Source organism: Chryseobacterium sp. IT-36CA2 (assembly GCF_949767875.1).
Taxonomy (GTDB): Bacteria; Bacteroidota; Bacteroidia; order Flavobacteriales; family Weeksellaceae; genus Chryseobacterium.
This window is the reverse complement of sequence record NZ_CATKPG010000023.1, coordinates 182,631-206,519: the sequence shown is the minus strand read 5'-3', so window position 1 is coordinate 206,519 and position 23,889 is coordinate 182,631. Positions and strand designations below refer to the sequence as shown.

The 23,889-nt window shown below is 36.4% G+C and carries 26 protein-coding genes and 1 tRNA gene; 14 read left to right on the top strand and 13 right to left on the bottom strand.

The genetic code is table 11. The annotated features are described in order from the left end of the window. Positions 1-25: 25 nt before the first annotated feature. From ACM6F9_RS17880 to ACM6F9_RS17845, 8 genes are read left to right on the top strand one after another with little or no spacing between them, the layout of a single operon-like run. Positions 26-634: a DUF4141 domain-containing protein gene (locus ACM6F9_RS17880; RefSeq protein ID WP_414847165.1), complete on the top strand. Its 609-nt coding sequence runs from the start codon at positions 26-28 to the stop codon at positions 632-634. A gap of 1 nt (position 635) precedes the next feature. Beyond that, on the top strand, positions 636-1,628 hold the full coding sequence (gene traJ, locus ACM6F9_RS17875) for a conjugative transposon protein TraJ (RefSeq protein ID WP_414846964.1): 993 nt from the start codon (positions 636-638) through the stop codon (positions 1,626-1,628). Positions 1,629-1,640: 12 nt separating this feature from the next. Beyond that, positions 1,641-2,264 carry a conjugative transposon protein TraK gene (traK, locus tag ACM6F9_RS17870; protein WP_414846963.1) on the top strand — a complete coding sequence of 208 codons (624 nt, stop codon included), beginning with the start codon at positions 1,641-1,643 and terminating at the stop codon, positions 2,262-2,264. A 10-nt stretch (positions 2,265-2,274) separates the two neighbouring features. Further along, entirely contained in the window at positions 2,275-2,544 is a 270-nt protein-coding gene (locus tag ACM6F9_RS17865) for a hypothetical protein (RefSeq protein WP_414846962.1), read from the top strand. A gap of 3 nt (positions 2,545-2,547) precedes the next feature. After that, positions 2,548-3,846, top strand: coding sequence for a conjugative transposon protein TraM (gene traM / locus ACM6F9_RS17860; RefSeq protein WP_414846961.1), 1,299 nt, complete (start codon positions 2,548-2,550; stop codon positions 3,844-3,846). A gap of 15 nt (positions 3,847-3,861) precedes the next feature. Beyond that, positions 3,862-4,764, top strand: coding sequence for a conjugative transposon protein TraN (gene traN, locus ACM6F9_RS17855; RefSeq protein WP_414846960.1), 903 nt, complete (start codon positions 3,862-3,864; stop codon positions 4,762-4,764). Position 4,765: 1 nt separating this feature from the next. Beyond that, the gene (locus ACM6F9_RS17850; protein ID WP_414846959.1) at positions 4,766-5,326 is read left to right on the top strand and encodes a conjugal transfer protein TraO; all 561 of its coding nucleotides are present in this window, start codon (positions 4,766-4,768) and stop codon (positions 5,324-5,326) included. A 12-nt stretch (positions 5,327-5,338) separates the two neighbouring features. Beyond that, on the top strand, positions 5,339-5,785 hold the full coding sequence (locus tag ACM6F9_RS17845; RefSeq protein WP_414846958.1) for a DUF3872 domain-containing protein: 447 nt from the start codon (positions 5,339-5,341) through the stop codon (positions 5,783-5,785). Between the two features lie 186 nt (positions 5,786-5,971). Here ACM6F9_RS17845 and ACM6F9_RS17840 read toward each other — a convergent pair whose 3' ends face one another. Next, positions 5,972-6,415 carry a JAB domain-containing protein gene (locus tag ACM6F9_RS17840; protein ID WP_414846957.1) on the bottom strand — a complete coding sequence of 148 codons (444 nt, stop codon included), beginning with the start codon at positions 6,413-6,415 and terminating at the stop codon, positions 5,972-5,974. A gap of 688 nt (positions 6,416-7,103) precedes the next feature. On the opposite strand from ACM6F9_RS17840, the gene ACM6F9_RS17835 reads away from it, so the two are divergent. Together ACM6F9_RS17835 and ACM6F9_RS17830 are read left to right on the top strand one after the other, a co-directional pair. After that, positions 7,104-7,265 (top strand): hypothetical protein, encoded by a 162-nt coding sequence (locus ACM6F9_RS17835; protein ID WP_002980924.1) that lies wholly within the window; start codon positions 7,104-7,106, stop codon positions 7,263-7,265. 19 nt (positions 7,266-7,284) lie between these two features. Continuing rightward, positions 7,285-8,859: a recombinase family protein gene (locus tag ACM6F9_RS17830; RefSeq protein WP_414847164.1), complete on the top strand. Its 1,575-nt coding sequence runs from the start codon at positions 7,285-7,287 to the stop codon at positions 8,857-8,859. Here the strand turns inward: ACM6F9_RS17830 and ACM6F9_RS17825 are convergent. Next, a tRNA-Leu gene (locus tag ACM6F9_RS17825) sits at positions 8,813-8,892 on the bottom strand. The two genes, ACM6F9_RS17830 and ACM6F9_RS17825, sit on opposite strands and share 47 nt — an antisense overlap. A gap of 93 nt (positions 8,893-8,985) precedes the next feature. Continuing rightward, entirely contained in the window at positions 8,986-9,753 is a 768-nt protein-coding gene (locus ACM6F9_RS17820) for an MBL fold metallo-hydrolase (protein WP_414846956.1), read from the bottom strand. Positions 9,754-9,807: 54 nt separating this feature from the next. On the opposite strand from ACM6F9_RS17820, the gene ACM6F9_RS17815 reads away from it, so the two are divergent. Further along, the gene (locus ACM6F9_RS17815) at positions 9,808-11,235 is read left to right on the top strand and encodes a nicotinate-nucleotide adenylyltransferase (protein ID WP_105702911.1); all 1,428 of its coding nucleotides are present in this window, start codon (positions 9,808-9,810) and stop codon (positions 11,233-11,235) included. 12 nt (positions 11,236-11,247) lie between these two features. Next, positions 11,248-11,697, top strand: a complete 450-nt coding sequence (locus ACM6F9_RS17810; RefSeq protein WP_089693849.1) for a GAF domain-containing protein — start codon at positions 11,248-11,250, stop codon at positions 11,695-11,697. A 53-nt stretch (positions 11,698-11,750) separates the two neighbouring features. On the opposite strand, the gene ACM6F9_RS17805 is transcribed toward ACM6F9_RS17810, so the two are convergent. The 7 genes from ACM6F9_RS17805 to ACM6F9_RS17775 all read right to left on the bottom strand — a co-directional run bounded on the left by ACM6F9_RS17805 (position 11,751) and on the right by ACM6F9_RS17775 (position 16,160). Then, positions 11,751-12,218 carry a cupin domain-containing protein gene (locus tag ACM6F9_RS17805; protein ID WP_414846955.1) on the bottom strand — a complete coding sequence of 156 codons (468 nt, stop codon included), beginning with the start codon at positions 12,216-12,218 and terminating at the stop codon, positions 11,751-11,753. A gap of 54 nt (positions 12,219-12,272) precedes the next feature. Next, positions 12,273-13,013 carry an ABC transporter substrate-binding protein gene (locus ACM6F9_RS17800; RefSeq protein WP_414846954.1) on the bottom strand — a complete coding sequence of 247 codons (741 nt, stop codon included), beginning with the start codon at positions 13,011-13,013 and terminating at the stop codon, positions 12,273-12,275. A 26-nt stretch (positions 13,014-13,039) separates the two neighbouring features. Next, positions 13,040-14,362 carry a magnesium transporter gene (mgtE, locus tag ACM6F9_RS17795; protein WP_414846953.1) on the bottom strand — a complete coding sequence of 441 codons (1,323 nt, stop codon included), beginning with the start codon at positions 14,360-14,362 and terminating at the stop codon, positions 13,040-13,042. A gap of 344 nt (positions 14,363-14,706) precedes the next feature. Continuing rightward, positions 14,707-14,856, bottom strand: a complete 150-nt coding sequence (locus ACM6F9_RS17790) for a bacteriocin-like protein (protein WP_165790524.1) — start codon at positions 14,854-14,856, stop codon at positions 14,707-14,709. Positions 14,857-15,003: 147 nt separating this feature from the next. Then, a complete protein-coding gene (locus ACM6F9_RS17785) occupies positions 15,004-15,150 on the bottom strand; it encodes a bacteriocin-like protein (RefSeq protein ID WP_002980914.1) in 147 nt (48 codons plus the stop codon). Between the two features lie 30 nt (positions 15,151-15,180). Continuing rightward, a complete protein-coding gene (locus ACM6F9_RS17780; RefSeq protein ID WP_414846952.1) occupies positions 15,181-15,321 on the bottom strand; it encodes a bacteriocin-like protein in 141 nt (46 codons plus the stop codon). 290 nt (positions 15,322-15,611) lie between these two features. Further along, complete coding sequence (locus tag ACM6F9_RS17775) at positions 15,612-16,160, bottom strand: pyruvate decarboxylase (protein ID WP_414846951.1); 549 nt, start codon at positions 16,158-16,160, stop codon at positions 15,612-15,614. A 173-nt stretch (positions 16,161-16,333) separates the two neighbouring features. Between ACM6F9_RS17775 and rpsO the strand changes: the two genes are divergently transcribed. Further along, entirely contained in the window at positions 16,334-16,603 is a 270-nt protein-coding gene (gene rpsO / locus ACM6F9_RS17770) for a 30S ribosomal protein S15 (protein WP_034692246.1), read from the top strand. 104 nt (positions 16,604-16,707) lie between these two features. On the opposite strand, the gene ACM6F9_RS17765 is transcribed toward rpsO, so the two are convergent. Then, complete coding sequence (locus ACM6F9_RS17765) at positions 16,708-17,067, bottom strand: DUF4260 domain-containing protein (protein ID WP_414846950.1); 360 nt, start codon at positions 17,065-17,067, stop codon at positions 16,708-16,710. Positions 17,068-17,193: 126 nt separating this feature from the next. Beyond that, a complete protein-coding gene (locus tag ACM6F9_RS17760; protein ID WP_414846949.1) occupies positions 17,194-18,615 on the bottom strand; it encodes a sugar MFS transporter in 1,422 nt (473 codons plus the stop codon). A gap of 441 nt (positions 18,616-19,056) precedes the next feature. On the opposite strand from ACM6F9_RS17760, the gene ACM6F9_RS17755 reads away from it, so the two are divergent. Further along, on the top strand, positions 19,057-21,315 hold the full coding sequence (locus tag ACM6F9_RS17755; protein WP_414846948.1) for a polyribonucleotide nucleotidyltransferase: 2,259 nt from the start codon (positions 19,057-19,059) through the stop codon (positions 21,313-21,315). Positions 21,316-21,471: 156 nt separating this feature from the next. Here the strand turns inward: ACM6F9_RS17755 and ACM6F9_RS17750 are convergent, their stop codons facing one another. After that, on the bottom strand, positions 21,472-23,889 hold the full coding sequence (locus ACM6F9_RS17750; RefSeq protein ID WP_414846947.1) for a TonB-dependent receptor domain-containing protein: 2,418 nt from the start codon (positions 23,887-23,889) through the stop codon (positions 21,472-21,474).

Sequence of the window (23,889 nt, the reverse complement as noted above, 5' to 3'; positions counted from 1 at the left end):
AATGAAACAATTAATCATCAAAACAATGATGGCAGCGTTCTTCGCTACCGTAACCTATACAAAAGCACAATTTGTCGTAACAGACCCTGCAAACCTGGCTTCGGGAATTTTGAACTCAGCCAATGAAATTGTACAAACTTCTTCAACGGTATCTAACGTTGTTAAGAACTTCAATGAAGTTAAGAAAGTATATGAACAGGGTAAAGAGTATTATGACCAGCTGAAAGCCATCAATAATCTGGTCAAAGATGCCAGAAAGGTTCAGCAGACCGTCCTTTTAGTGGGTGATGTTTCTGAGATGTATGTCAACAATTTCGGTAAAATGCTGAATGACCCCAATTTTAATGCTCAGGAATTAGCTTCCATTGCCAATGGTTATTCTGCGCTTCTTACGGAGAGCACGGAGCTATTGAAAGAACTCAAAGAGATCATCACTTCTAACGGTCTTTCTCTGAATGATAAAGAAAGGATGGATGTTGTTGACCGGGTTTATAAAGAGGTCAAAGTGTATCATAATCTGGTACGATACTATACCAATAAAAATATTTCGGTCAGTTATCTCAGAGCAAAAAAACAGAACAATACCCAAAGGGTGCTGGATCTTTACGGAACCTCCAATCAAAAATACTGGTAAGATGGAACCGAATAACTTACACGAAGTACTTCGTTCCGTTTATGAGGAAATGATGCCGATGTGCGCCGATATGGCTGCTGTGGCAAAAGGAGTCGCAGGATTAGGTGCTTTATTCTATGTAGCACTAAAAGTCTGGCAGTCCTTGAGCCGTGCAGAATCGATTGATTTGTTTCCCATGCTGAGACCTTTTGCCATAGGCATCTGCATTATGTTTTTTACCACATTGGTTTTAGGAAGCCTTAATGGAGTGATGAGCCCGATTGTTCAGGGCAGCCACTCCATGTGGGAGAATCAGGTCTTGGATATGAACGAGCTGCAACAGAAAAAAGATCTTTTAGAACGGGAAGCGATGCTGAGGAATCCGGAGATGGCTTACCTTATTTCAAACGAAGAATTTGACAAGAAGCTGGAAGAGCTCGGATGGTCACCATCGGATCTGGTCACGATGTCCGGAATGTATATTGAAAGAGAAATGTTTGCCATCAAGAAAGATATCAGAGATGGTTTCCGTGAGTTTCTTGAAATATTGTTTCAATCGGCAGCCTTAGTTATTGATACCATCAGAACCTTCTTTCTGATTGTCCTTTCAATATTAGGACCTATCGCATTTGCCATTTCTGTATGGGATGGATTTCAGACCACTTTAAGTCAATGGCTGACAAGATATATAAGTGTTTACCTATGGCTTCCTGTTGCTGATATATTCAGTGCTATTCTTGCCAAAATACAGACTTTGATTTTAGAACGGGATATAGAGATGCTCGCAGATCCCACTTTCATTCCCGATACCTCCAATACAGTATACATCATCTATATGGTAATCGGCATCATCGGTTATTTTACTGTACCGACGGTAACAGGCTGGGTGATTCAGGCTGGAGGAGCTGGCAATTTCATGCGCAATGTAAACCAAACTGCCACGAAATCAGGTAACGTTGCAGGAGCGGCAGTAGGTTCAGCAACAGGAAATATTTCGGGAAGATTATTAAAATAAAAATACAGTTCTATGGAATTTAAAACGTTAAGAAATATTGAGAGCAGCTTCAAGCAGATCCGTTTATTTACATTCGTTTTTGCGGTGTTGTGTTTTGGAGTCGTAGGGGTAGTTGTCTTTAAATCCTATCAATTTGCCGAGAAGCAGCGTCAGAAGATCTACGTGCTGGACAATGGCAAATCATTAATGGTCGCGCTATCTCAGGATATGTCGATCAACAGACCTGTGGAAGCAAGAGAGCATGTGAGACGATTTCATGAATTGTTCTTCACCATAGCACCTGATAAGAATGCTATTGAAAGTAATGTAAAAAGGGCTTTCAATTTGGCTGATCAATCTGCATTCAATTACTATAAAGACCTTCAGGAAAAAGGCTACTATAACAGAATAATTTCCGGTAATATCCAGCAGAGAGTTGAGGTAGATAGTGTCGTTGCCAACTTTGACACTTACCCTTATGATGTTAAAACATATGCACGACAGTTTATAATCAGGTCCAGCAATCTTACCATCAGGAATTTAATTACCAACTGTTCATTGGTTAATTCTGTACGGTCTGAAAGCAATCCTCAGGGATTTATCATTGAAAAATTCAACGTCCTTGAAAATAGAGATGTCGAAACTGTTGAACGCTAATAAGACCGATATGAAAAAACTAAGAGATACACTCGAAAATTATGTTGTAAAGATTGATACACACTGGAAATCTCTTCCGGTAGAGCGACAAAAATTCCTGACCAAGGTTTTCTTTGGTGGTTATGTTTTGATAACCGTCATCGTCATTGTCAATATCTGTATTTCTACAGGTCAAAGAAGTAATACCATTTCTATCAATCATATTGACGGCATTTCTAAGAAACCTACCGAAAAAGGATTGGAGCATAATGAAATAGTAAACTCATCCACTAAAAAATAGAATATGAAAGATTCAGAGAAAATTAGAGTGACAGAAAATGATCTCTCCCAAAATTATAGCGGAGTGAATGATCATCCCAAGGCTCAATGGGAAAGATTAAAGAAACCTTTGATCTACTTTTTGATGGCTGCTGTATGTGCATCTTGCTTTTATCTCATCTTTAAGCCCAATACCGATCATGCCATTATTGAAGAGGCTGGCTTTAATGCAGTTATTCCACAGGCAAAAGACGGTCAATTACAGTCTGATAAGCAAAAGGCTTATGAGCAGCAGTTATTAGAGCAAAAGAATGAAGAAAAGAGAAATTCAATAACAACTTTATCAAATTACTGGAATGACCAGAACGGTGTAAACTATAATAGCAACCCACCTTCTTCAACATCCACTAAAAGTGTACTTCAGCAATCCGATCAGAATGCCCTGAACAGTTATCGAAATGCACAGCAGACCTTAAGCTCTTTCTATAATCGGGATGATAAGGAGGTCAATAACTTAAGGAAAGAAATTTCAAGGCTAAAGAATGAGTCAATGCAAAATCATGCTGTTCCTGCGGGTTTGGGAATCAACGACCAGTTAGAGCTCATGGAAAAATCGTATCAAATGGCTGCTAAGTATCTTCCAACGATGCCAAAGCAGGAAAAACCAGCAGGAAAAGAAGAAATCGAAAAGTCAACGGAAAAGAAGGTTAAACTGACTTCAGCAATACCGGTACGTTCCAATGTTGTTTCTTCATTATATAGACAGCAATCGGATAGTGCCTTTATTGCAGGTTTGAATCATAATAGATTTTGTGGCAGTCAAAATGATTCAGAAAACGCAGTTCAGACAAAAAACGCAATAAAAGGAGTGGTCTATGAAACTAAGACTTTGGTAAACGAAAGTATTTTATCTATAAGGCTTTTAGAAGAGATGCAAGTCGGACGAACTGTAATTCCGGCGGGGAGCCTAATGATTGCAGTAAGCAAATTTCAGGGGGGTAGGCTTCAGTTAAAAATATCTTCCATTCAATCTCAAGGTAATATCTATCCTGTAGAAATCAATGTTTATGACACTGACGGTCAGATGGGATTGTGTGTTCCTTATTCTGCGGAGCAGAATGCGGTAAGCGATATTGTAGCGAATATGAGCCAGACTTCAGGTACTAATATTATGATGACCCAATCTGCAGGACAACAGATTGCAGCTGATCTGAGCAGGGGAGTAGTACAGGGACTGTCTGGTTATTTTCAGAAGAGAGTCAGACAATTGAAAGTAACTGTAAAAGCTGGCCATCAAGTTTTACTCTTACCCAAAAATAACTAATCAAAAAAAATAAAAATGAATACACAAAAGAGTCATTATATACTCATTATGCTATTACTTCTATTAATAAGCAAGGCATTTGGACAGGATTCTGTGGCTACCTATTATTCCTTGGAAGAAGGAAAATTAGAGCCTTTCAGGATACAGGTTACCTACAATAAAACCAGTCATCTGATATTTCCTACATCAATACGATATGTTGACCTGGGAAGTGATCTCTTGGTTGCCAATAAGGCAGAGCCTATAGGAAACGTCCTTAGGATTAAGTCAGCCGTCAGAGATTTTGAAGAGGAAACTAATTTTTCGGTCATTACCGAAGATGGAAAATTTTACAGTTTTGATGCATCTTACAGTTCTTATCCCGATATATTAAGCTATGATTTAGTAAGACTTCAAAGGGGTATTGAAAGGCAATATGCTACTGATGTATTATTTGAAGATCTTAAAGGAAGCTCAACTTCTCTCACCTGGCTCATTATGGAAAATCTTTACAGGAAAGACAACAGAACTATTAAGCATATTGTTTCGAAAAGCTATGGAATTGAGTTTTCAGTCCGGGCACTGCACGTTAATGACAGCAAGTTTTATTTCACATTGCAGGTTAAGAATCAAAGTAATGTAGGGTATGTTATTGAATGGGTCAATTTTAAAATTGTCGATAAAAAGAACTTAAAGCGAACGGTCGTTCAGGATAAGATTTTAGAGAAGGTTCGCACCTATTTCCCGGAAACGACCGTAGCTAATCATTCAGACAGTAAAGGGATTTATATGCTTGATCAGTTTACGCTCTTAAAAGATCAGGTGTTGGAGATTGAAATTCTGGAAAAGAATGGGGGAAGGCATCTGAAAGTACAGCTTGAAAATGAAGATCTGGTTCATGCAAGAGTGATACATAGTTTAACCATTAAAACGGAGTAAGATGCACAAAATATTTTTAACAGTCATCTTCATGATGATAATGAGTAGCAAAATATTTGCTCAACAGATGATTCCTAAGCAAATTGGTATTGAATTTACCTATTCGGTATTTCCAAAATCTCCAGAAAAACAAAATTATATGTTAAGTACTGGGCTTGTTTCTTATTCGAAGAATGGTAATTACTTTTTTGGACTGGCAGAATATGGTAGAAAATATTATAAATACACAAGCGGCGATATCCCGATAGATAGTTTCCTGCTGAGTGGTGGGTACAGTTTTTATGTTTGGGGAGACTTCATGCGAAATGTCAATTTTAATCTGGGAATTGGAGGTATTGTTGGTTATGAGCAGATTAATAGAGGTGATGAATTGTTGTATGATGGATCAAAGCTTAACTCTACAGGTAATTTTATTTATGGGACGAACGGTAAGCTGTCTATTGAAAGCTATCTGACTGAGCATTTAGTTTTCCTGGTCAACGGGCAACTTCGTTTTTTGAAAAATAGTCAAATGGTTAATTTTTACTTTCTGCTGGGGGTTGGAATAAGATATAATTTCTAAAAATAATGAAAAATGAAAAATATAATTAATACAGTTAAAATACAATTCAAGTGTTTCTTGCTACTATTTGTGATTGGACTATTTTTACAATCATGTGAGAAAGATGATTTGGAAATTCAGCAGAATTATCCTTTTAAGGTGTCGGTTATGCCTGTTCCCAAGGATATCGCTAAAGATGAGTATGTGGAGATCCGTATCAAAATTATTCCTGAAGGTAATTTTGCTGACACCAAATATTATCTTCGATATTTTCAATTTGAGGGAGTAGGAAAGCTGCAGTACTATAACACTCAACCTTACTTTCCTAATGATATTTATCCTCTGTATGAGAAAGAGTTCAGATTGTATTATACTTCAACCTCTGAAGTTTCACAATCATTTACGGTATGGATCTCAGACAGTTTTGGAAATGAGGAGAAAATTGAATTTCAATTCAACAACAAAAAGCTAAACGGATAAATACTATTTCTTTAGCTTACAAATATATATTTCCACTTCAAATAAAACCATCTAATTTGAGAAGCATTGTTTAGTATTTGCGGAAAGATGGTTGTTCCCCTAAAGGACAATCATCTTTCCGCGACGCCACAAGAATCCAGACCGGTAATCGGCTCTGGATTCTTATTTTTCAGAAATTTAAGTTTCTTATAAAATACCTTCATCGGAGAAAGAGTAGGAGTCTATTGAAGTTATTATACAATGATCAAGCAGTTTAATATTTAATAATTGTCCAGCCTCCTTTATTTTTTGTGTGATGCCTATGTCTTCGCGAGAAGGTGTAAGGTTGCCGGAAGGATGGTTATGGGCTATAATAATTGATACGGCATTACATAATAAGGCCCCCTGCATGATAATTCTGATGTCAACAAGAGAAGAGGTAATTCCAGATTCTGATATTTTTTGTATTCCTAAGACCTTGTTAGCCTGATTCATATACATTGAGTAAAATGACTCCCTGTAGTCGATCTGATCCGCATCAAAATGTTCCCGGAAAATATCTGTAGCATCCTGAGAGTTCAGTACCTTTTTTTCAGTATTTCCTTTCCTTGTGTAGATCAATTTGATCTCATTTACGATATTATATTTCATTGTTATTGCTCTGAGTACGGCAGAGCCTTTTGTTTCCCGTACTTAAGTTAAAACAGCATTTATTTAAAACATCTTTGAACTGTTAGGTGTCTTTTTTAGATCAAAAGCCTTTTCAATCCCTTCTCCGTCCTATTTCTTAAAAGCCTTTTAGGCTTCGTTGAATATTTTTCAAAAGAAAACCGGAAAAAAGAAAGCAGATATGAAGTGTTGACAATGAAAAAAAACAAAAGGAAACGGAATAATTGGAGGGTACCTTTAGGGAGGAAACCGTTTATGCCGTAGTCTTTTGGTTGGATTAGCATGACGGCTGGCAACAATACCTTAGCTGCCTTTTTACCGGTTTATTATGGAAAATGTTTCGTGTAATAACAGTCAATAACCTGTTTTTGTATATGAAATGAATGTTTAAATTAACAATGTTGATTTTATTTGTATTTTAGTTGAATCTAAGAATGATGAATTTCTTTGCATCAATTTTCTCTTGTTGCACCTAAAAAATAAATTTAAACGTAATCACATCTTTTATAAATAAAAATTTTTTCCGCCCGATGGTTGATGTTAAGTGTTTCGTTTGATTTTACATGTTTCAAGCGTTAAACATTTATATTTAAAAGCCAAATACATCGCATAAGTGTCTGGGTTTAATTTCAAAACAGTTGTCCAATACTTTTATTAAAAATGTATTGGTATGGAGAAGAAAGTTGAAATTAGTAACATTACCATAGAGGAGATTATCAAGATTTTTAAAGAAGAGGAGGGAATTGAATTAAGCATTGAGGAGGCGAAAGATATTTTAAGCTTTCTGACGATGCTCTTAAAAATTACCATTAAGAGTTTTCTAGAACAATAATATTTTCTAAGATTTATATATGAAAAAAGCCGATTTATATATCCGTGTGTCAACTGATGAGCAGGCAGATAAGGGATACTCGCAAAGAGATCAGGAGGAACGATTAAAACGTTATTGTGAAAACAATAACATTAAAGTAGGTCAAATCATTTATGAAGATTACTCAGCCAAGACTTTTATCAGGCCAGAGTGGATTAAATTACTGGATACGCTAAAGAAAAAAAGCTCAAAAACGGATCTGCTGCTTTTTACAAAATGGGATCGCTTCAGCAGGAACGCTGGCGATGCGTATCAAATGATTAACATACTTAGGAAAATTAGCGTTGAACCACAGGCCATTGAGCAACCTTTAGATCTTTCAATTCCTGAAAATAAAATGATGCTGGCTATATATCTTGCTGCACCAGAAGTTGAAAACGACAGGCGCGCTCTGAATACTTATTATGGAATGCGCCGTGCTAAAAAAGAAGGCAGATTAATGGGAAGGGCACCTTATGGCTACGCTAACAGAATAACGGAGAACGGGAAAAAGTATGTAATTCCGAAGGAACCGGAAGCTTCCAATATGAAATGGGCATTTAATGAAATGTCCAAAGGCGTTTATTCAGCGAGCCAAATCATGGATATGATGAACAGAAAAGAAGGAAAGTCAGTTAGGATAAGTGCCTTTCTTGCAAGTTTACGCAATACCGCATATTGCGGGAAAATTTACGTGGAGCAATTCAATGAAGAGGAGGCTCATTTTGTTAAAAGTATTCATGAACCTTTGATCAGTGAAGAACTATTCGAAAAAGTTCAATGTATAATGGATGGAAATGTGAATCCAGCCAGACCTAATGTAAAAGTACTGTCTGACGATAATTTGCCATTAAGAGGTTTCCTTGTGTGTCCGGAATGTGGTCATTTGATTACAGGCAGTGCCTCTACGGGACGTTCTGGAAATAAATATTATTACTATCATTGCCAGTCACCGTGTTCATACCGTTACAAATCTGAGATTATTAATTCTAAATTTTTAGAAATATTGCAGTCATTGGAAATGCGCGCATCTATAAAAAATTATTTGAAAAAGGTGTTGAGGCAAAATTTTGAAAAATTAATCAATAATCCCCAAAGAGAAAGGAAAGCAATTCTATTAGAAATAGATCGTTTAAATAGCAGATTGAAACAGGCAAGAAATAAACTGATGGAGGAGGTAATTGATGATGAAGATTATCTTGAAATTAAAACCGACTGTAAAGGACAAATTGAAAAGCTCGAAGCTAAATTAACTAAAGGAAAAGATAATAAGAAAATAGATTTTCAAAAACTACTAGACCAAGCACTATCGAACCTGGTAGACCTTGCAAAACTCTATACTGACGGGGATATCGAGGTAAAACGTAAGATAATTGGTTCGATATTCCCTGAAAAATTGCAATTTTCAGAAAATCATTATCGAACCACCCGACCCAATGTTTTGCTCTCTTATATATACCAGATAAACAATGAGTTAGGCATGAAAAAAAACCGGAAAGAAAGTGAATTATTACCTCTTTCCGGTCTTGTACCCAGGACCGGGATCGAACCGGTACTCCTAAGAACTGGTGTTTGAGACCAGCGCGTCTACCAATTCCGCCACCTGGGCTTGATGTTGAGTCCAAACGTGATGTTTGTTTCAAATTGGTGTGCAAATATAGGAACTTTTTTCAATGTTCAAAAGCTTTTTGAAGAAAATATTTTAAAAATTAAGTTCCAAACCATCGTAGGCAAGGTGTATTCCGGCCGGAAGCTGCTTATCCTCAATATCATGCAAACCTAAATGATGACTGATATGTGTTAAAAATAATTGCTTCGGTTTTAGCTCTTCAAACAGCTTAATAACATCCGGAAGGATAAAATGAGCAGGATGGGGATCAAATTTCCTGATGCAGTTTAAGATCAGAACGTCCAAATCCTTCAGTTTTTCCTTTTCCGTTTCAGAAATAAATCCGGCATCTGTAATGTAAGCCAGCTTTTTAAATTTATATCCGAAGACTGTAATTTTATAGTGAATCACTTCTATCGGAGTGATTTCTGTATTCAGTACCTGAAAAGGCTTATTTTCAATTTCGTGAAGTTCAAAAGCAGGTGCACCGGGATATCTTATATCTGCAAAAGCGTAAGGAAATCTGTTTTTTATTTCATGAGCAACCCTCGAATAGCAGTACAGCGGAACATCTTTTCCGCTTTTAAAAATCAGTGGACGCATATCATCCAGCCCGATCACATGGTCATTGTGTTCATGGGTAATCAACGCAATGTCTACGTTATGTTCGTGGTTAGTAAGCATTTGCTGCCTGAAATCCGGACCACAGTCGATCAGTATTTTTTTATTTTCTTCCGTAGTTACCATCACGGAAGAGCGTAAGCGTTTGTCTTTGGGATTTTCGGAAGTACACACTTCACATGTACAGCCTATAACGGGTACACCTTGAGAAGTACCAGTTCCTAAAAATTTCAACTTCATTTTCTTTTGAGGTTGGTTTAATTTTGGTAAATTTACGAAAAATTTCATGTCCTAATGTATCAGAAACTAACTCCTAAACAAAAAGCATTAACAATTAATCTAGATCCTACTATTTATGGTACTTTCGCAGAAATTGGAGCAGGGCAGGAGACTGTTCGCCACTTTTTTAGAGCAGGGGGAGCTTCCGGTACGATTGCTAAGGCGATGTCTGCTTATGACAAAGATTTTAGTGATGCCATCTACGGAAAGGAAGTAAAAAACAGGTATGTTACCCAAAACAGGCTTCGCAAAATGCTTCGATATGAAGTAGCTTTGATTGAAGAGAGAATTTCAAGAGATAATAATCCGGATAGAAAATTCTTTTCTTATGCCAATACGGTAACTACCATCAATTTTGACAAGACTGTAAGAGGCCACGGTTGGGTAGGGATTCGTTTTCAGACTAAAGAAAATGAAGATTACAATGAAATCGTAATTCACGTAAAATTCAAAGAAAATGATGCCACTCTTCAGCAGGAAACCTTAGGGAATCTTGGAGTGAACCTTATTTTCGGAGCCTTCCATTATTTTGACAATCCAAGAACTTTAGTAGAATCTCTTTACGATGATATTGCAAAAGATAATCTGGAAATTGACATGATCGACTTTAGCGGACCTGCTTTTGCCTATGTTGATAACAGACTGATGTCTCTTCAATTGGTAAAGAATGGAATGACTGATGCGGTAATCTTCAATTCTGAAGGGAACAACATGCTTCCGGCAGATGTATTATACAAGAAGAATATTTTCGCGGTGAGAGGAAGTTTCAGGCCGGTAACGAAAGTAAACATTGATATGCTGAAAAACGGTATGGATATGTTCTTCAAAGATGCCACCTGTACCCACGAAGAAACAGAAGTTCTTATCGAAATCACCATTTCCAATCTGAGAGCAGACGGAGATATTGATGAAAGAGATTTCCTTGATAGGGTAGATATTCTCGGAAAACTGGGATACACCGTTATTATCTCAAATTTCTCAGAATATTACAGACTGATAGATTATTTTGCGTCTTACACAAGTGGAGATATCGGTGTAGCAATGGGAGTAAATAATATGTTGATGGTATTTGATGAGAAATATTATCAAAACCTTTCGGGAGGAATTCTGGAAGCATTCGGTAAGTTTTTCAGAAATGGAATGAGAGTATATCTGTATCCTTATAAAGATCCTGAAACACATCAATTACTGGATTCTTCAAACCTTAAAGTGGAAGAAAACCTGAAAGAATTATACAAATATTTCAAACACAACAACCGTATTGTAGATATTACCAATTATAATCCGGAGTTTCTGGAAATCTACTCAAGAGAAATTTTGAGAAAAATAGCATGTTGTGTAAAAGGCTGGGAAACTCAGGTACCGGAAGGCGTAGCAGAAATGATCAAAGAGCGTGGAATGTTCGGATATAAAGAAGAACTTTCCCTAAAACAATTCTCTTAAAAAATAAATACAATGTCAGAATTAAAGAAAAGACTTTCCTCAATTCTTGAAAGTCCTAAACATAATACAGAAGAAAAACTTGAAAAAGTTTGTCACTTATTGGATCAGGAAATTCCTTACTTCAACTGGACGGGTTTCTATTTCAAAAACGGAGACAAGGACGAGTTGATTTTAGGGCCTTATGTAGGAGCTCCAACAGATCATACCATTATTCCTTACGGTAAAGGAATCTGCGGACAGGTAGCGGTTTCTAATGAAACATTTGTAGTTCCTGATGTACACGAAGAAAGCAACTATTTAAGCTGTTCTATCGATACAAAAGCAGAAATTGTTGTTCCGATTTTTAAAGACGGAAAAAATATCGGTCAGATTGATATTGATTCTCATACCATCGATCCTTTCACGAAAGAAGACCGCGAATTGTTAGAATGGCTTTGTAATGAAGTTTCTAAGGTTTTGTAATTGAAACTTAATACAAGTAAAATATAGACTCCGGCTAATCTAGCCGGAGTTTTTTATGGATTATTAGTGGTAATAACAAACATAATTAAAGGCTCATCACCTGTATTTTCAACAGAATGATATCCTATAGAACTTATAGCAGTAATATCTCCTTTCTGAAGCATTTTCTTACGTATGAGTCCATCTGTTCCGGTTCTTTCACGATATTCTCCGGTTCCATGAAAGACTACATACAATTCTTGTTCATTTCTGACACTGTGGGTGTGAAATCCGGATTCATCACCTTTGTTCAATAAAACCATGTACGCAGCCAAACGATTATTCGTCAGTTCTTTCTGGTCAAACATCTGTATCATGTACACCGTTCCGTTTCCACCATACATATTTTCACGTTTTTCCAGTCGTGTAATCGTTCTTTCCTCTTTTTCAAAGGCCATTACATAAAGATTGATGTATTTTGAAACTTCCTGTATAACGCGATCGAATTCTTCTCCTTCAGATAATATAACTGTACCAGACATGTGAATTGAATATTTAAAGTTTAATGTTTAGGGTTTAAAGTCTTTGTTGAAAAATTAACTTTGCTGCATCGAATGAATTTCTGTAAGAAGTTCTTTAAAATAATGCTCACACTTCGCAATATGAGTTCCATACCACGAAAATGCTTCTCCATCCACAATCATAATCTTTTTATCAGGATAGAAAGCCTGCAATTCCTCAATATGTTTTTCTTTAAAAGGAAACGGTTCTGAAGAAAGCATAATGACATCAACATCGGCCAAATCTTCTGTGGTAATCTGAGGATAACGGGTTTTATTCTTAAAAATATTTTCAAAACCAATTTCAGTTAAAATCCTATGGATAAAAGTATCTGAACCAATGGTCATATAAGGATTATTCCAGATAAGATAAGCGGCTTTAACAGGAGCATCCAGCTTAGCCTGATTCAGAATATCATAAATTTTAAGATTGAATAGCTGAGCTCTGTCTTCCTTTCCAAAGAGTTTTCCGAGATTTTTAAGCAAATAATAATTATCCTCAATCGTGTCAATATTGGTGACCATTACTTTATAATCATCCATTAAAGCTTCTACCTGTTCTTTTACATTCTCTTCCTTATTGGCAAGAATAAGATCCGGTTGTAATGCTTTAATTTTTTCAATATTGATATTCTTAGTTCCTCCGATTACAGCCACATTTTTTATTTTATCCTGAGGATGAATACAGAATTTTGTTCTGCCTACAACTTCATTTTCGGTAAGTCCAAGGTCAAATAAAGCCTCAGTAATAGAAGGTACAAGTGAAACGATTTTCATATTGGCATGTTAGATGATGCCTAAAATTACAAAAGTTTTCCGGTTAAGAAAAGTCCGGCTACAGAAAAGTAAATGATAAGTCCCGTAACGTCCACAAGAGTGGCTACAAAAGGAGCAGATGAAGTAGCAGGATCTAGTTTTAATTTCTTTAAGATAAATGGAACCATTGATCCTGAAAGAGTTCCCCAGAGAACGATCAATACTAAAGAAACGGCTACACTTAGTCCTACATAAACCCAGTGGGTACCATAACTGAAAAAGCCTGCTTCATGCCAGACCATGATTCTTAAGAAGCCAATAATTCCCAAAATCCCTCCTAAAAACAACCCGGTGAATATTTCTTTTTTCATGACATACCACCAGTCTTTTAAACCGATTTCTTGAAGTGCCATTGCTCTAATAATAAGCGTTGCGGCCTGTGAACCTGAGTTTCCGCCACTGGAAATAATTAGTGGAACAAAAAGTGCCAATACCACTGCTTTTTGGATTTCGTCTTCGAAATATCCCATGGCTGAAGCGGTGAGCATTTCGGAAAAGAATAATATAATCAGCCACATTCCTCTCTTTTTTACCATTTCGATAAGAGAAGTCTGGGTATATGGTAAATCTAAGGCTTCAAGACCCCCAAATTTCTGAATGTCTTCGGTATTTTGCTGTTCAATCTGGTCAAGGATATCATCAATCGTTACAATCCCTACAAGAACTCCCGCTTCTGTAATAATAGGAAGCGCTGAACGGTCATATTTTTCAAAATAAGTAACGGCGTCTTCTTTGGTAGTCATCGTGGTGATCGCCACAAAATGATTATCCATAAGATCGGACACTAAAGTATCTTCTTCGGCTAACAGTAAACTTCCTACAGCTAAATCATCAATCAGACGGTTTCTTTCATCTACTACATACAGGTAGTTCATGGTTTCCACTCTTTTCCCTACCTTTTTGATCTGCTGAAGACATCTTTTTACCGTCCATTCCTTACGGATCTGAATATAATAAGGAGTCATCAGACGGGCAATAGAATCCGAGTTGTATCCAAGAAGCTTTAAAGCAATTCTTCTTTCCTGTGGATTAAGGTGGTTGATGGAATACTTGATAAGCTCATCCGGAAAATCCTCAAAAAGAGCAGTTCTGTCATCCGGAGTCATCGCATTCAGGATTTCGGAAACTTCATCGCTTCCGATACTTCTGATGGTATCCTCCTGAAAGTCAGGATCAAGGTGCGAAAAAACTTCTGCTTTGTACTCTTTCGGAACCTTCAGGAACGCGAGAAGCCTCTCATCAGCATGAAGTTCGCTGAGAGTTTCGGCAATATCGGCAGGGTTGAAGATAAGTTCGTCTCTAGAATTCAAAACGTGAAATTTTTTGGATATGCAAAAATAATTCAAATTTTTAAGACTGGCCAATAAAGTGGCAAAATTAAGGATTAATTAAAGTTTAGTGCTTCAGTATAAGTACAAAAAAACACCCGCCGAAGCGGATGTTCAAAAATTAAATTTTAAATTCCAATATTCTTTACATTGGTTCGCATTCTGAAGTAGGAATGTATGTACAGACAGCGTTTGTACAACATTGATATGGTCCACAATCTGAGTTGTCACCACACTTTTTTATTCCGCTTCCTTTAATATTTTTTTGCTCTAGTCTGTTGAGCTTTTTAAGATTTGAATTTCTCATGATCATCAATATATTAAGATTAAGGTTCTATCATACAATCGTGATCAATACATTCTCCGTTACAGCAATATCCAACAGAGCAAGGTCTTGTTATACTGCATCTGAACAGCCCGATACCACCATTAATTTGTTTGGCAGCTTCTCTGCTGAGTTTCTTTAAGTTTTTCATATAGTTTTGATTTAATGTTCTACTAAAATAGTAAATATTTCTATGGTATTTAATTTTAAATGAAAATATTCTACTGTAAATCAATATTTTATTTAATATTTTAAATAAAAAACACCTACTAATGCAGGTGTCTGTAATGATCATATATTATTCCAGAGGACATGGGTTGACAACACAAGTGTTGTGACAGCATGATCCACCCGGACATTCGTAATGTTCTGTACATCTTTTGAAAGGTCCGCTGCCTTTGATTTCCTTTTGTACTTGTCTGCTGAGTTTTTTTAGATTTTTCATGAGATTTGATTTTTATAGTTTGTTTTATTTTTATTCAATACAGATGAATGGAGAACAGGCTCCAAAACAGCACCATCCAACGGAACATGGTCTTGTTTCACTGCATCTTTCAATAGATCCGCCATTGATCTGCTTTGCTTTTTCTCTGCTGAGTTTCTTTAAATTTTTCATGTGATTCAGGTTTTAATATTGAACTAAAATAGTAAAAAATATTTAATAATTCCTTATTTGGTGAAAATATTTAATTGTAAATCAGTTATTTGTGGCTATTATTTACGTGAAAAGCACCTGTTTATAATGTAAACAGGTGCTTTTTATATTATGAAAATCTTTTAAAGAATGATGAATGATGAATGACGAATGACGAATTTGTCTGATATATAAATTCATCATGGATAATGAAAATCCTATATTCCAACCTTAAACCTTAAACCTTAAACCTTAAACCTTAAACCTTAAACTCACAGTTCTGCCTCCGTTGGTTTCAGTTTTCTTAGTTTTTTGATGATTCCTTTGATAGCTCCTTCAGTTCCTATCTTGACAGAGTTGGTTGTAGAGCCTAGCAGACGCATATTTTTTCGATAGGTGTCGTGATCTGTTTCGGTGACAAGGTTTCCGTCAGCACCAAAAAGTTTCATACTCACAACCACCTGATTGGAGAAGACATATTTTCCAAATCCTACTTTGAAATATCTCACTTTGGAAACAATAGCAAAATCAGCATCATTATTGTGACAGTAATCCACAATCGTTTGTTTATCTATACTGTCAAAGGGAACCTGAACTTCAGCCCGGAGCATTTTATTTCTTCTACCGCTGAAATTATCGGTAACAGCATCAAAGAAAGCATTGTTGGTAGGGTCTTTTATTTCGTCAATATCAGGCTCTACCTCGGGATTGAAGTAAAGAACTTTTTTTATTTTATCATCATCATTTTTCTGAGCTTTTACAGAAGTAATGCCAATAAATAAAAAAGTAGTAACGGCTGTGAAGAATATAATTTTTTTCATTTGTAATTCGAATGCAAAATTACTGCCTTTTCATTTGATTACATAGAATTTATTAAGAAATTTTTAACATTTTTTTCTATCAAATTTGATATATGAAATCAATAATGTTTGCAGAATCAAAAAATAGTCGTAATTTTGCACCCGTTACATAATAATCATTAAACAATATTGGAATGTACTTAACAACAGACAAAAAGCAGGAAATTTTCGCAAAACACGGAAAATCTGCACAAGACACAGGGAGTGCTGAAGGACAAATCGCTCTTTTCACTTTCAGAATCAACCACTTATCTCAACACCTAAAGGCTAACCGTCACGATTTCAACACAGAGAGATCTCTAGTGAAATTGGTAGGTAAGAGAAAAAGTTTATTAGATTACCTTAAAAACAAAGATATCGCAAGATATAGAGCAATTATTGCTGAACTAGGTTTAAGAAAATAATCTATAAAGATTTTCAAAATAAAAAGCAACTTCGAAAGAGGTTGCTTTTTTGTTTATAACTGATAGATAATCTATCAGGAATACAATATTTTCATTGCCATTCATTATTCTGCCTTCTTCCCAATCTTCCCCAAATGCGTATTCTGAAAACTGTCTGGATATTTCAATCCATACCCTAAAATCCTGTCAAAAGCAGAATGGGAAAATAAAATTGCCCCAGCCACTTGTAAATAGGGTAGAGAAAGGGCTGTTCCTGTCAAATAAACTATGATTGCCAGCCCCAAATGATGGAAGAGATTATAACAAAAAGCCCCCAATTTAGTATTAATTGTATATCCCAGCATGGAAATGTCCGGCGCAAAGAAAAGCCCGGCAAACCACCACCAGGAGTATCCGGTTTGTGCAAAAGCATATGCTCCTAACAATAAAAATGCTGCGTATTCAAGCTTTAACTGTATTTTCATAATAATTGTGTTACTATATAAGATAAGTTCTTTTTTCTAATGAAAAGTTACATTTTAAAATCTGAAAAAAAGAAAGCGGAGCACCTTTGAGATATTCCGCTTTATATATTTTAAATAAGTTTTATTTTAATGACCAGATTTGGCCTCAGTGCTTTCCACATGACCCAGATATTTGGTACAGTAAGCTCCAAAGATCAGAATAACCAGATAGCAGAATACAGGAATAATAAATGAATGCTGTACCCCAAACTGATCTGCAAGATATCCCTGGAAAATAGGAACAATAGCACCTCCCAAAATAGCCATTACCACTAAAGAAGATCCCTGACTGGTATATTTACCCAGTCCTGAAATAGCCAGTGTATAAATGTTAGAGAACATAATAGAATTGAAAATTCCGATTCCTAGGATGCTGTACATCGCCAACTCACCATGATTCACCATTGCAGAAATCAGTAATACAACATTGATTGCGGCAAAGATGGATAATGTTCTTGCTGGAGCTGCTTTACCAACGAAAAAGGCAATGAAATTAAGAACAATAAACACAAGGAAAAAGCTGATCTGAGAAAAAGTAAGATTCACAATGCTGAAAATTACAAGAAAAACAGCTCCTGCTGCTCCCAGCATATAAACAGCCTTTTTACTCTGGCTTAAAGACTGGTTTAAAGAGATGGCTCCAAGAAAACGGCCGATCATTGCTCCTCCCCAATATAAAGAAAGATAATTCTTACTGATGATCTCGTTAAAGCCCATAATCTGTGGCTGTTCCAGGAAACTGATGATAAAACTTCCCACTGCAACTTCTCCGCCCACATAGCAGAACATAGCAAATACCCCGAATTTCAGGTGACTGAATTCGAGTGCTCCCCAGCCTTTTACAACTTCTTCTCCACCCGTCTGGAATGAAGGGAGTTTAACTCTTGAAATTAACAAGGCTACCAATAAAAGAATACCGGCAAAAATCAGGTAAGGAATTCTCGTTGCTACCGCACTGAATGATCCGTCCGGTGATGAGAAAAATTCAAAAATAAGGTGGCCTCCAAGCACAGGAGCAATCGTTGTTCCGAATGCATTGAATGCCTGAGTCATATTCAGTCGGCTGGATGCAGATTCTTCACTTCCCAGCAATGAAACATAAGCGTTGGCGGTAATCTGTAGTACTGTAAAACCCAGTCCTAAAATAAATAACGCTCCTAAAAATAAAGGATAATACGAAAACGTTGCTGCCGGATAGAACAGGACACAACCTAAAGCTGCCAGAAAAATTCCGAACAGAATTCCTTTTTTATAGCCTAATTTATTGATAGGATCTCCTTTCGTGATAGAGATCATAAAATAAATCAGTGATCCGATAAAGTAAGCTCCAAAAAAACAGAACTGTACCAGCATGGATTCGAAAAAGGTAAGATTGAAAAGTTGTTTCAGATAGGGGATCAGGATGTCATTCATACAGGTGATGAATCCCCACATAAAAAACAGCAGGGTGATGGTAATCAACGGAACCGTATAATTCCTGCTTTGAGGTTGTACTTCTTTATTAATCATAAACATTTATTTATCTGTATAAGGATAATTCCTTAACTCTTTTTAACCTACAGCATTGTAATTGGTGAAGTAGGGCAAATATAGGGATCCGCCTATTGGTTTGCAATAATTTTAATCATTTTTAGAATGAAAAATAGACTTTTTTTCAGATTAAAGTATTATTTTCATTTTTTGAGACAATAATACAAAAACGATAGGATTTTACAAGACATTATCTCCAAAAAACACTTTTTTATTTTCACAAATGATGAATAAATAGCAATTGCTGATACACATTTTTGAATCTTTCATCAATTGATAGCCAATTTTTTGTATTTTGACAGTCTATTTATGCAATTGAAAAATTTAATATATCATTATTATATAGTACCTTTGCACACGAAATTTAAAGAGTTTAAATATTAATTCATACTCAATACGGAGTATTAAGAAGACAAATTTATGAGTATACCTCAAGCGTTTACAGAGCTGATTACTCTTGCTGATGGCAGAGAAATCACTATTGAAACAGGTAAATTGGCCAAGCAGGCTGATGGATCTGTGGTAGTAAAAATGGGCGGAACAATGCTTTTAGCAACTGTTGTAGCCAATAAAGAAGCAAATCCTGGTGTAGATTTTTTACCTTTAACAGTAGATTATAGAGAAAAATTCTACGCAGGCGGAAGAATTCCTGGAAACTTTTTCCGTAGAGAAGCAAGACCTTCTGATCAGGAAATTCTAACGATGCGTTTAGTAGACAGAGTTCTACGTCCGCTTTTCCCTGAAGATTTCCATGCGGAAGTTCAGGTAATGATTTCATTAATTTCTTATGACGGGAAAACGATTCCTGATGATTTAGCAGGTTTGGCAGCTTCTGCAGCTATTGCTATTACTGATATCCCTTTCAACGGACCAATGTCTGAAGTAAGAGTTGTAAGATTTGACGGAGTGCTTTCTATCAATCCAAGCTATGAAGAATTGAAAAATTCTGAATTAGACATCATGGTCGGAGCTACTAAAGACTCCATCGTAATGGTAGAAGGAGAAATGAAAGAAATTTCTGAGCAGGAAATGTTAGAAGCTATTAATTTTGGTCATGCTGAAATTAAAAAGCAAATTGAAGCTCAGGAAAGATTAGCAGAAAAAGTAGGTAAGGCTTTCCCTAAGAGAGAATATTCTCACGAAACTCATGACGAAGAAATTCGTGAAAAAGTTTGGAAAGAAACTTACGATAAAGTATACGAAGTAGCAAGAACTCCATCTGGTAAAGAGGAGAGAGGAGATAAATTCAAGGCAGTTCGTGAAGAGTTTTTAGCTCAATATGCAGATAATGAAGAAGAGCTGGAAAGAGTAACTCCTTTCGTAAAAGTATACTACCATGATGTAGAGAAAGAAGCAATGCGTCAGATGATCCTTGAAGACAATATCCGTCTTGATGGTCGTGATCCTCAAACGATCCGTCCAATCTGGTCAGAAATTGACTATCTTCCGGGAGCTCACGGTTCTGCAATATTTACAAGAGGTGAAACTCAATCTCTAACAGCAGTAACTTTAGGTTCTGTAAAGGATGCCAATATGGTAGACAGCGTAATCACGCAACACGACGAAAAATTCTTTTTACATTATAACTTCCCTCCATTCTCTACAGGTGAAGCAAGACCTCTAAGAGGAACTTCAAGAAGAGAAGTAGGACACGGGAACCTTGCTCAGAGAGCATTGCAGGCAGTTATTCCTGAAGAAAATCCATATACAATCAGAATTGTTTCTGATATTCTGGAATCAAACGGTTCATCTTCAATGGCGACAGTTTGTGCAGGAACATTAGCATTGATGGATGCAGGGGTGAAAATTACAAAACCTGTTTCTGGTATTGCTATGGGATTGATCACAGATGCAAAATCCGGTAAATTCACTGTACTTTCTGATATCTTAGGAGATGAAGATCACCTTGGTGATATGGACTTCAAAGTAACAGGTACTGCAGATGGTATTACAGCTTGTCAGATGGATATTAAAATCCAGGGACTTTCTATGGATATCATGGAAAAAGCTTTGATGCAGGCTAGAGACGGAAGATTACACATCTTAAATAAAATTACTGAAACTATTTCTGAGCCAAGATCTGACGTGAAACCTCACGCACCGAAAATGGTGGTAATGGAGATCTCTAAAGACTTCATCGGTGCTGTAATCGGGCCTGGTGGAAAAATCATTCAGCAGATGCAGAAAGATACAGATACGGTTATTGCTATTGAAGAAGTAGGTGAAATCGGACGTATCGAAATTGCAGGAACAGACAGAGAGAAGATCAATGCTGCTGTTGCAAAAATCAATGAAATTACTTTCGTACCAGTTATAGGTGAAGTTTACAAAGGTAAAGTAGTGAAAGTAATGGACTTCGGTGCATTCGTAGCGATTGCTAAAGGAACAGAAGGACTTCTTCATATTTCTGAAATTGAATGGGCTCGTTTAGACAAAGTTCCTTATGCAGAAGGTGATGAAGTAGAAGTGAAGTTTATGGGTTACGATGACCGTAAGAAAATGAAACTTTCCCGTAAAGTTCTTTTACCAAGACCTCCAAGACCAGAAGGACAGGGTAGACCAGAAGGTCAAAGAAGACCGGAAGGACAAGGAAGACCTGAGGGACAAAGAAGACCAGAAGGACAAAAACCACAAGGTGAAAGACCAGTGGAAAACGAAACTCCTTCTAACGAAGCTTAATAAGATTCATTCTTAAACATAAAAAATCCCTCAATTTGAGGGATTTTTGCTTTTTGTGTCATTGCGAACCGAAGGTGAAGCAATCTCATAAATTTTCTTTAAATTTCTAAAAATGAAATTGCTTCAATGCTCAGCATTTCGCAATGACTATAGTTACTAACTTCCAATTCTCTGTTTCAGATCCTCAGCACCTCCTGTTTTTCTGGGCTGCCCGTTTTTAGAAGAACCAAAATTATAGGTATAAGAGATTGTAGCCACGCGTGTATCTCTTTTTACTGCAAAGTTTTCTAAATAATCATTATAAACTGTCTGCCCTTTGATATTACTGGTAAAAAATACATCGGTGAATGATAGCTTCAGAACACTGTTGTTCTTAAACTTCTTTTGAGCTCCGATGTTAAGATACCAGTTCGGGCTGACATTCAGATAAGCATAGATTTCTTTGGCTTTGTAATTTCCGGTAAGTTCGGCTGTGAAGCCATTCCCCAGTTTAAAAGAATTGATACTGTTGATGCTGTATGTAAAATTCCCTTTATTATTAATCTGAGTTCCGGAAACATTTCCAGTGTAGGAGCCATAATAGAAATTGGCGCTGTTATTCATGTCCCACCATTTGGTTACTTTCACCGGAGCGATTAGGTTTAAGCCAAAATAAGAAGCAGAACTCAGGTTTTCAATCGTCTGTACCGTTACTACCTGTCCGTTTTCTATGACAGGCTTTAAGATGTCTGTAATATTGTCAGAAGTCTTGCTGTAGCTTAGTGTGGCAAAATATTTATTACTCAGACTGTAGGTCAGTTCATAATTCATGGTGATTTGTGGGTTCAGATCAGGATTTCCGGCTTTCAGAGTTGTAGGATCAAGATAGAATTTAAAAGGATTCAGCTGGTTGTAGCTTGGTCTTGTAATCCTTCTGCTGAAATTGATTTCAAGGTTGCTTTTTTCCGTAAGATCATAACTAAAAACAGCGCTTGGAAATAATTGGGTATAATTTCTTTTATTGATCTGATTGGTGGTGATCTGGGTTCCTTTTACATTCGTATTTTCAAGTCTTAAACCACCCGTAGCCTTGAATTTTTCCCATTTTTTGGAAACATTTCCGTAAACGGCATTGATGTTTTCTTCATAAATAAAATGATTGGTTTTATTAAGATCAGGAATAAGAGTGCCAGAAGTAGCATTGAAGAACTTCAGGTCATTATCCGTCTTTACAAAACTCGTTTTCACACCGCTTTCCAGTTTCCAGTCGTTGCTGAAATTTTTCGTAAGATCAGATTTTAAAGAATAAATATTCAGTTTTCCGTCCATATCTCCTTTAATAATGTCAAGATTGTCTGTACCACTGGCTATATCATGCGTTCTTGTATCAAAGCTCTGCAAAGAAGAATTGGCATAATTGATATAGTCAAAATCCGTAGAAATATCAGAGCCCAGAGAATCAATCGTATATTTATGATTAAGGTTGAATGAAAGATTAGTCCATTTGTCATTCGATCTGTTGACTGTTGTGAATGAGCTTTCCGGAAGATAGTTGCTGCCGAGCGTTACGTTGGAATTATCTCCGTTCACATTGAATTTGTTGGAAACCAGTCCTACAGAAAATCCGAGTACATTTTTATCGTTCAGGTAATAATCCATCCCTGCTTTGGCCACATGACTGTTGAACTTGAATCTCAGATAATTGTCCTGTACATAAGCTTTTTTGAAGTTGTTAGCTTCATAGAAATTCCTGTCCAGTACCAAACCATTGTAAGCTTCCCTATACGCAAAGCTGTAATTTCCGAAAATATTGATCTTTTTGTTTCTATGATTAATGCTGAAACTATTGTTGTTTTTCACATATTTACCTGTTCCCAGAGACGTAGAAATACTTCCATTAGTGCCTTTTCTCTGCTCTTTTTTTAGTTTAATATTAATAATGGCAGATCCTGCAGCATCATATTTGGAAGAAGGATTAGTGATGAATTCTATCTTCTCAATGGTAGAAGAGGGGATTCCTTTCAGGTAATTGGCAAGATCAGCTCCGGTCATGGGTGTGTTTTTACCATCGATCTGGATCAGAAGATTTCCTTTTCCGCGAAGGCTGATATTATCATTGTTATCAATATTAACTCCCGGAGCTTTTTCCAACACTTCAAAAGCAGAATTTCCAGTGCTGGCAATACTGTTTTCAACATTCATGATCATTTTTCCGTCCTGTCTTTCGATAAGAGGTTTGGTTTTCGTAATCGTAACTCCTTCAATGGATTTTACATTCAGGTCAATAGGATTAAGTGTCTTATTTTCCGTCAGTGAAATATTTTCCGAATGATAGACTTCAGTACCATTTTTATTGATTTTTATCTGATAAGTTCCTTCTTTTAAATCATTGAAATTAAACTTACCATTACTATCAGCAATTTCGGTTTTGATCAATTTCTGTTCAGCATTAAAGAGGTTGATCTCCATCTGCTCTGCTTTGCCGGATTGTATATTTCCTGACAAAGACAAACTCTGTGTAGCCTGTTGTGCGGCCAGCCTGCTGTTGAACAGGATTAGCATCCAGACGAACAAGAGTAAAAATATTCTGGTCAT

Bases quoted from the DNA above. Each gene is read 5' to 3' on its own strand.
- ACM6F9_RS17880 (WP_414847165.1), top strand. From the start codon at position 26: ATGATGGCAGCGTTCTTCGCTACCGTAACCTATACAAAAGCACAATTT.
- traJ (WP_414846964.1), top strand. From the start codon at position 636: ATGGAACCGAATAACTTACACGAAGTACTTCGTTCCGTTTATGAGGAA.
- traK (WP_414846963.1), top strand. From the start codon at position 1,641: ATGGAATTTAAAACGTTAAGAAATATTGAGAGCAGCTTCAAGCAGATC.
- ACM6F9_RS17865 (WP_414846962.1), top strand. From the start codon at position 2,275: ATGAAAAAACTAAGAGATACACTCGAAAATTATGTTGTAAAGATTGAT.
- traM (WP_414846961.1), top strand. From the start codon at position 2,548: ATGAAAGATTCAGAGAAAATTAGAGTGACAGAAAATGATCTCTCCCAA.
- traN (WP_414846960.1), top strand. From the start codon at position 3,862: ATGAATACACAAAAGAGTCATTATATACTCATTATGCTATTACTTCTA.
- ACM6F9_RS17850 (WP_414846959.1), top strand. From the start codon at position 4,766: ATGCACAAAATATTTTTAACAGTCATCTTCATGATGATAATGAGTAGC.
- ACM6F9_RS17845 (WP_414846958.1), top strand. From the start codon at position 5,339: ATGAAAAATATAATTAATACAGTTAAAATACAATTCAAGTGTTTCTTG.
- ACM6F9_RS17840 (WP_414846957.1), bottom strand. From the start codon at position 6,415: ATGAAATATAATATCGTAAATGAGATCAAATTGATCTACACAAGGAAA.
- ACM6F9_RS17835 (WP_002980924.1), top strand. From the start codon at position 7,104: ATGGAGAAGAAAGTTGAAATTAGTAACATTACCATAGAGGAGATTATC.
- ACM6F9_RS17830 (WP_414847164.1), top strand. From the start codon at position 7,285: ATGAAAAAAGCCGATTTATATATCCGTGTGTCAACTGATGAGCAGGCA.
- ACM6F9_RS17820 (WP_414846956.1), bottom strand. From the start codon at position 9,753: ATGAAGTTGAAATTTTTAGGAACTGGTACTTCTCAAGGTGTACCCGTT.
- ACM6F9_RS17815 (WP_105702911.1), top strand. From the start codon at position 9,808: ATGTATCAGAAACTAACTCCTAAACAAAAAGCATTAACAATTAATCTA.
- ACM6F9_RS17810 (WP_089693849.1), top strand. From the start codon at position 11,248: ATGTCAGAATTAAAGAAAAGACTTTCCTCAATTCTTGAAAGTCCTAAA.
- ACM6F9_RS17805 (WP_414846955.1), bottom strand. From the start codon at position 12,218: ATGTCTGGTACAGTTATATTATCTGAAGGAGAAGAATTCGATCGCGTT.
- ACM6F9_RS17800 (WP_414846954.1), bottom strand. From the start codon at position 13,013: ATGAAAATCGTTTCACTTGTACCTTCTATTACTGAGGCTTTATTTGAC.
- ACM6F9_RS17790 (WP_165790524.1), bottom strand. From the start codon at position 14,856: ATGAAAAACTTAAAGAAACTCAGCAGAGAAGCTGCCAAACAAATTAAT.
- ACM6F9_RS17785 (WP_002980914.1), bottom strand. From the start codon at position 15,150: ATGAAAAATCTAAAAAAACTCAGCAGACAAGTACAAAAGGAAATCAAA.
- ACM6F9_RS17780 (WP_414846952.1), bottom strand. From the start codon at position 15,321: ATGAAAAATTTAAAGAAACTCAGCAGAGAAAAAGCAAAGCAGATCAAT.
- ACM6F9_RS17775 (WP_414846951.1), bottom strand. From the start codon at position 16,160: ATGAAAAAAATTATATTCTTCACAGCCGTTACTACTTTTTTATTTATT.
- rpsO (WP_034692246.1), top strand. From the start codon at position 16,334: ATGTACTTAACAACAGACAAAAAGCAGGAAATTTTCGCAAAACACGGA.
- ACM6F9_RS17765 (WP_414846950.1), bottom strand. From the start codon at position 17,067: ATGAAAATACAGTTAAAGCTTGAATACGCAGCATTTTTATTGTTAGGA.
- ACM6F9_RS17760 (WP_414846949.1), bottom strand. From the start codon at position 18,615: ATGATTAATAAAGAAGTACAACCTCAAAGCAGGAATTATACGGTTCCG.
- ACM6F9_RS17755 (WP_414846948.1), top strand. From the start codon at position 19,057: ATGAGTATACCTCAAGCGTTTACAGAGCTGATTACTCTTGCTGATGGC.
- ACM6F9_RS17750 (WP_414846947.1), bottom strand. From the start codon at position 23,889: ATGACCAGAATATTTTTACTCTTGTTCGTCTGGATGCTAATCCTGTTC.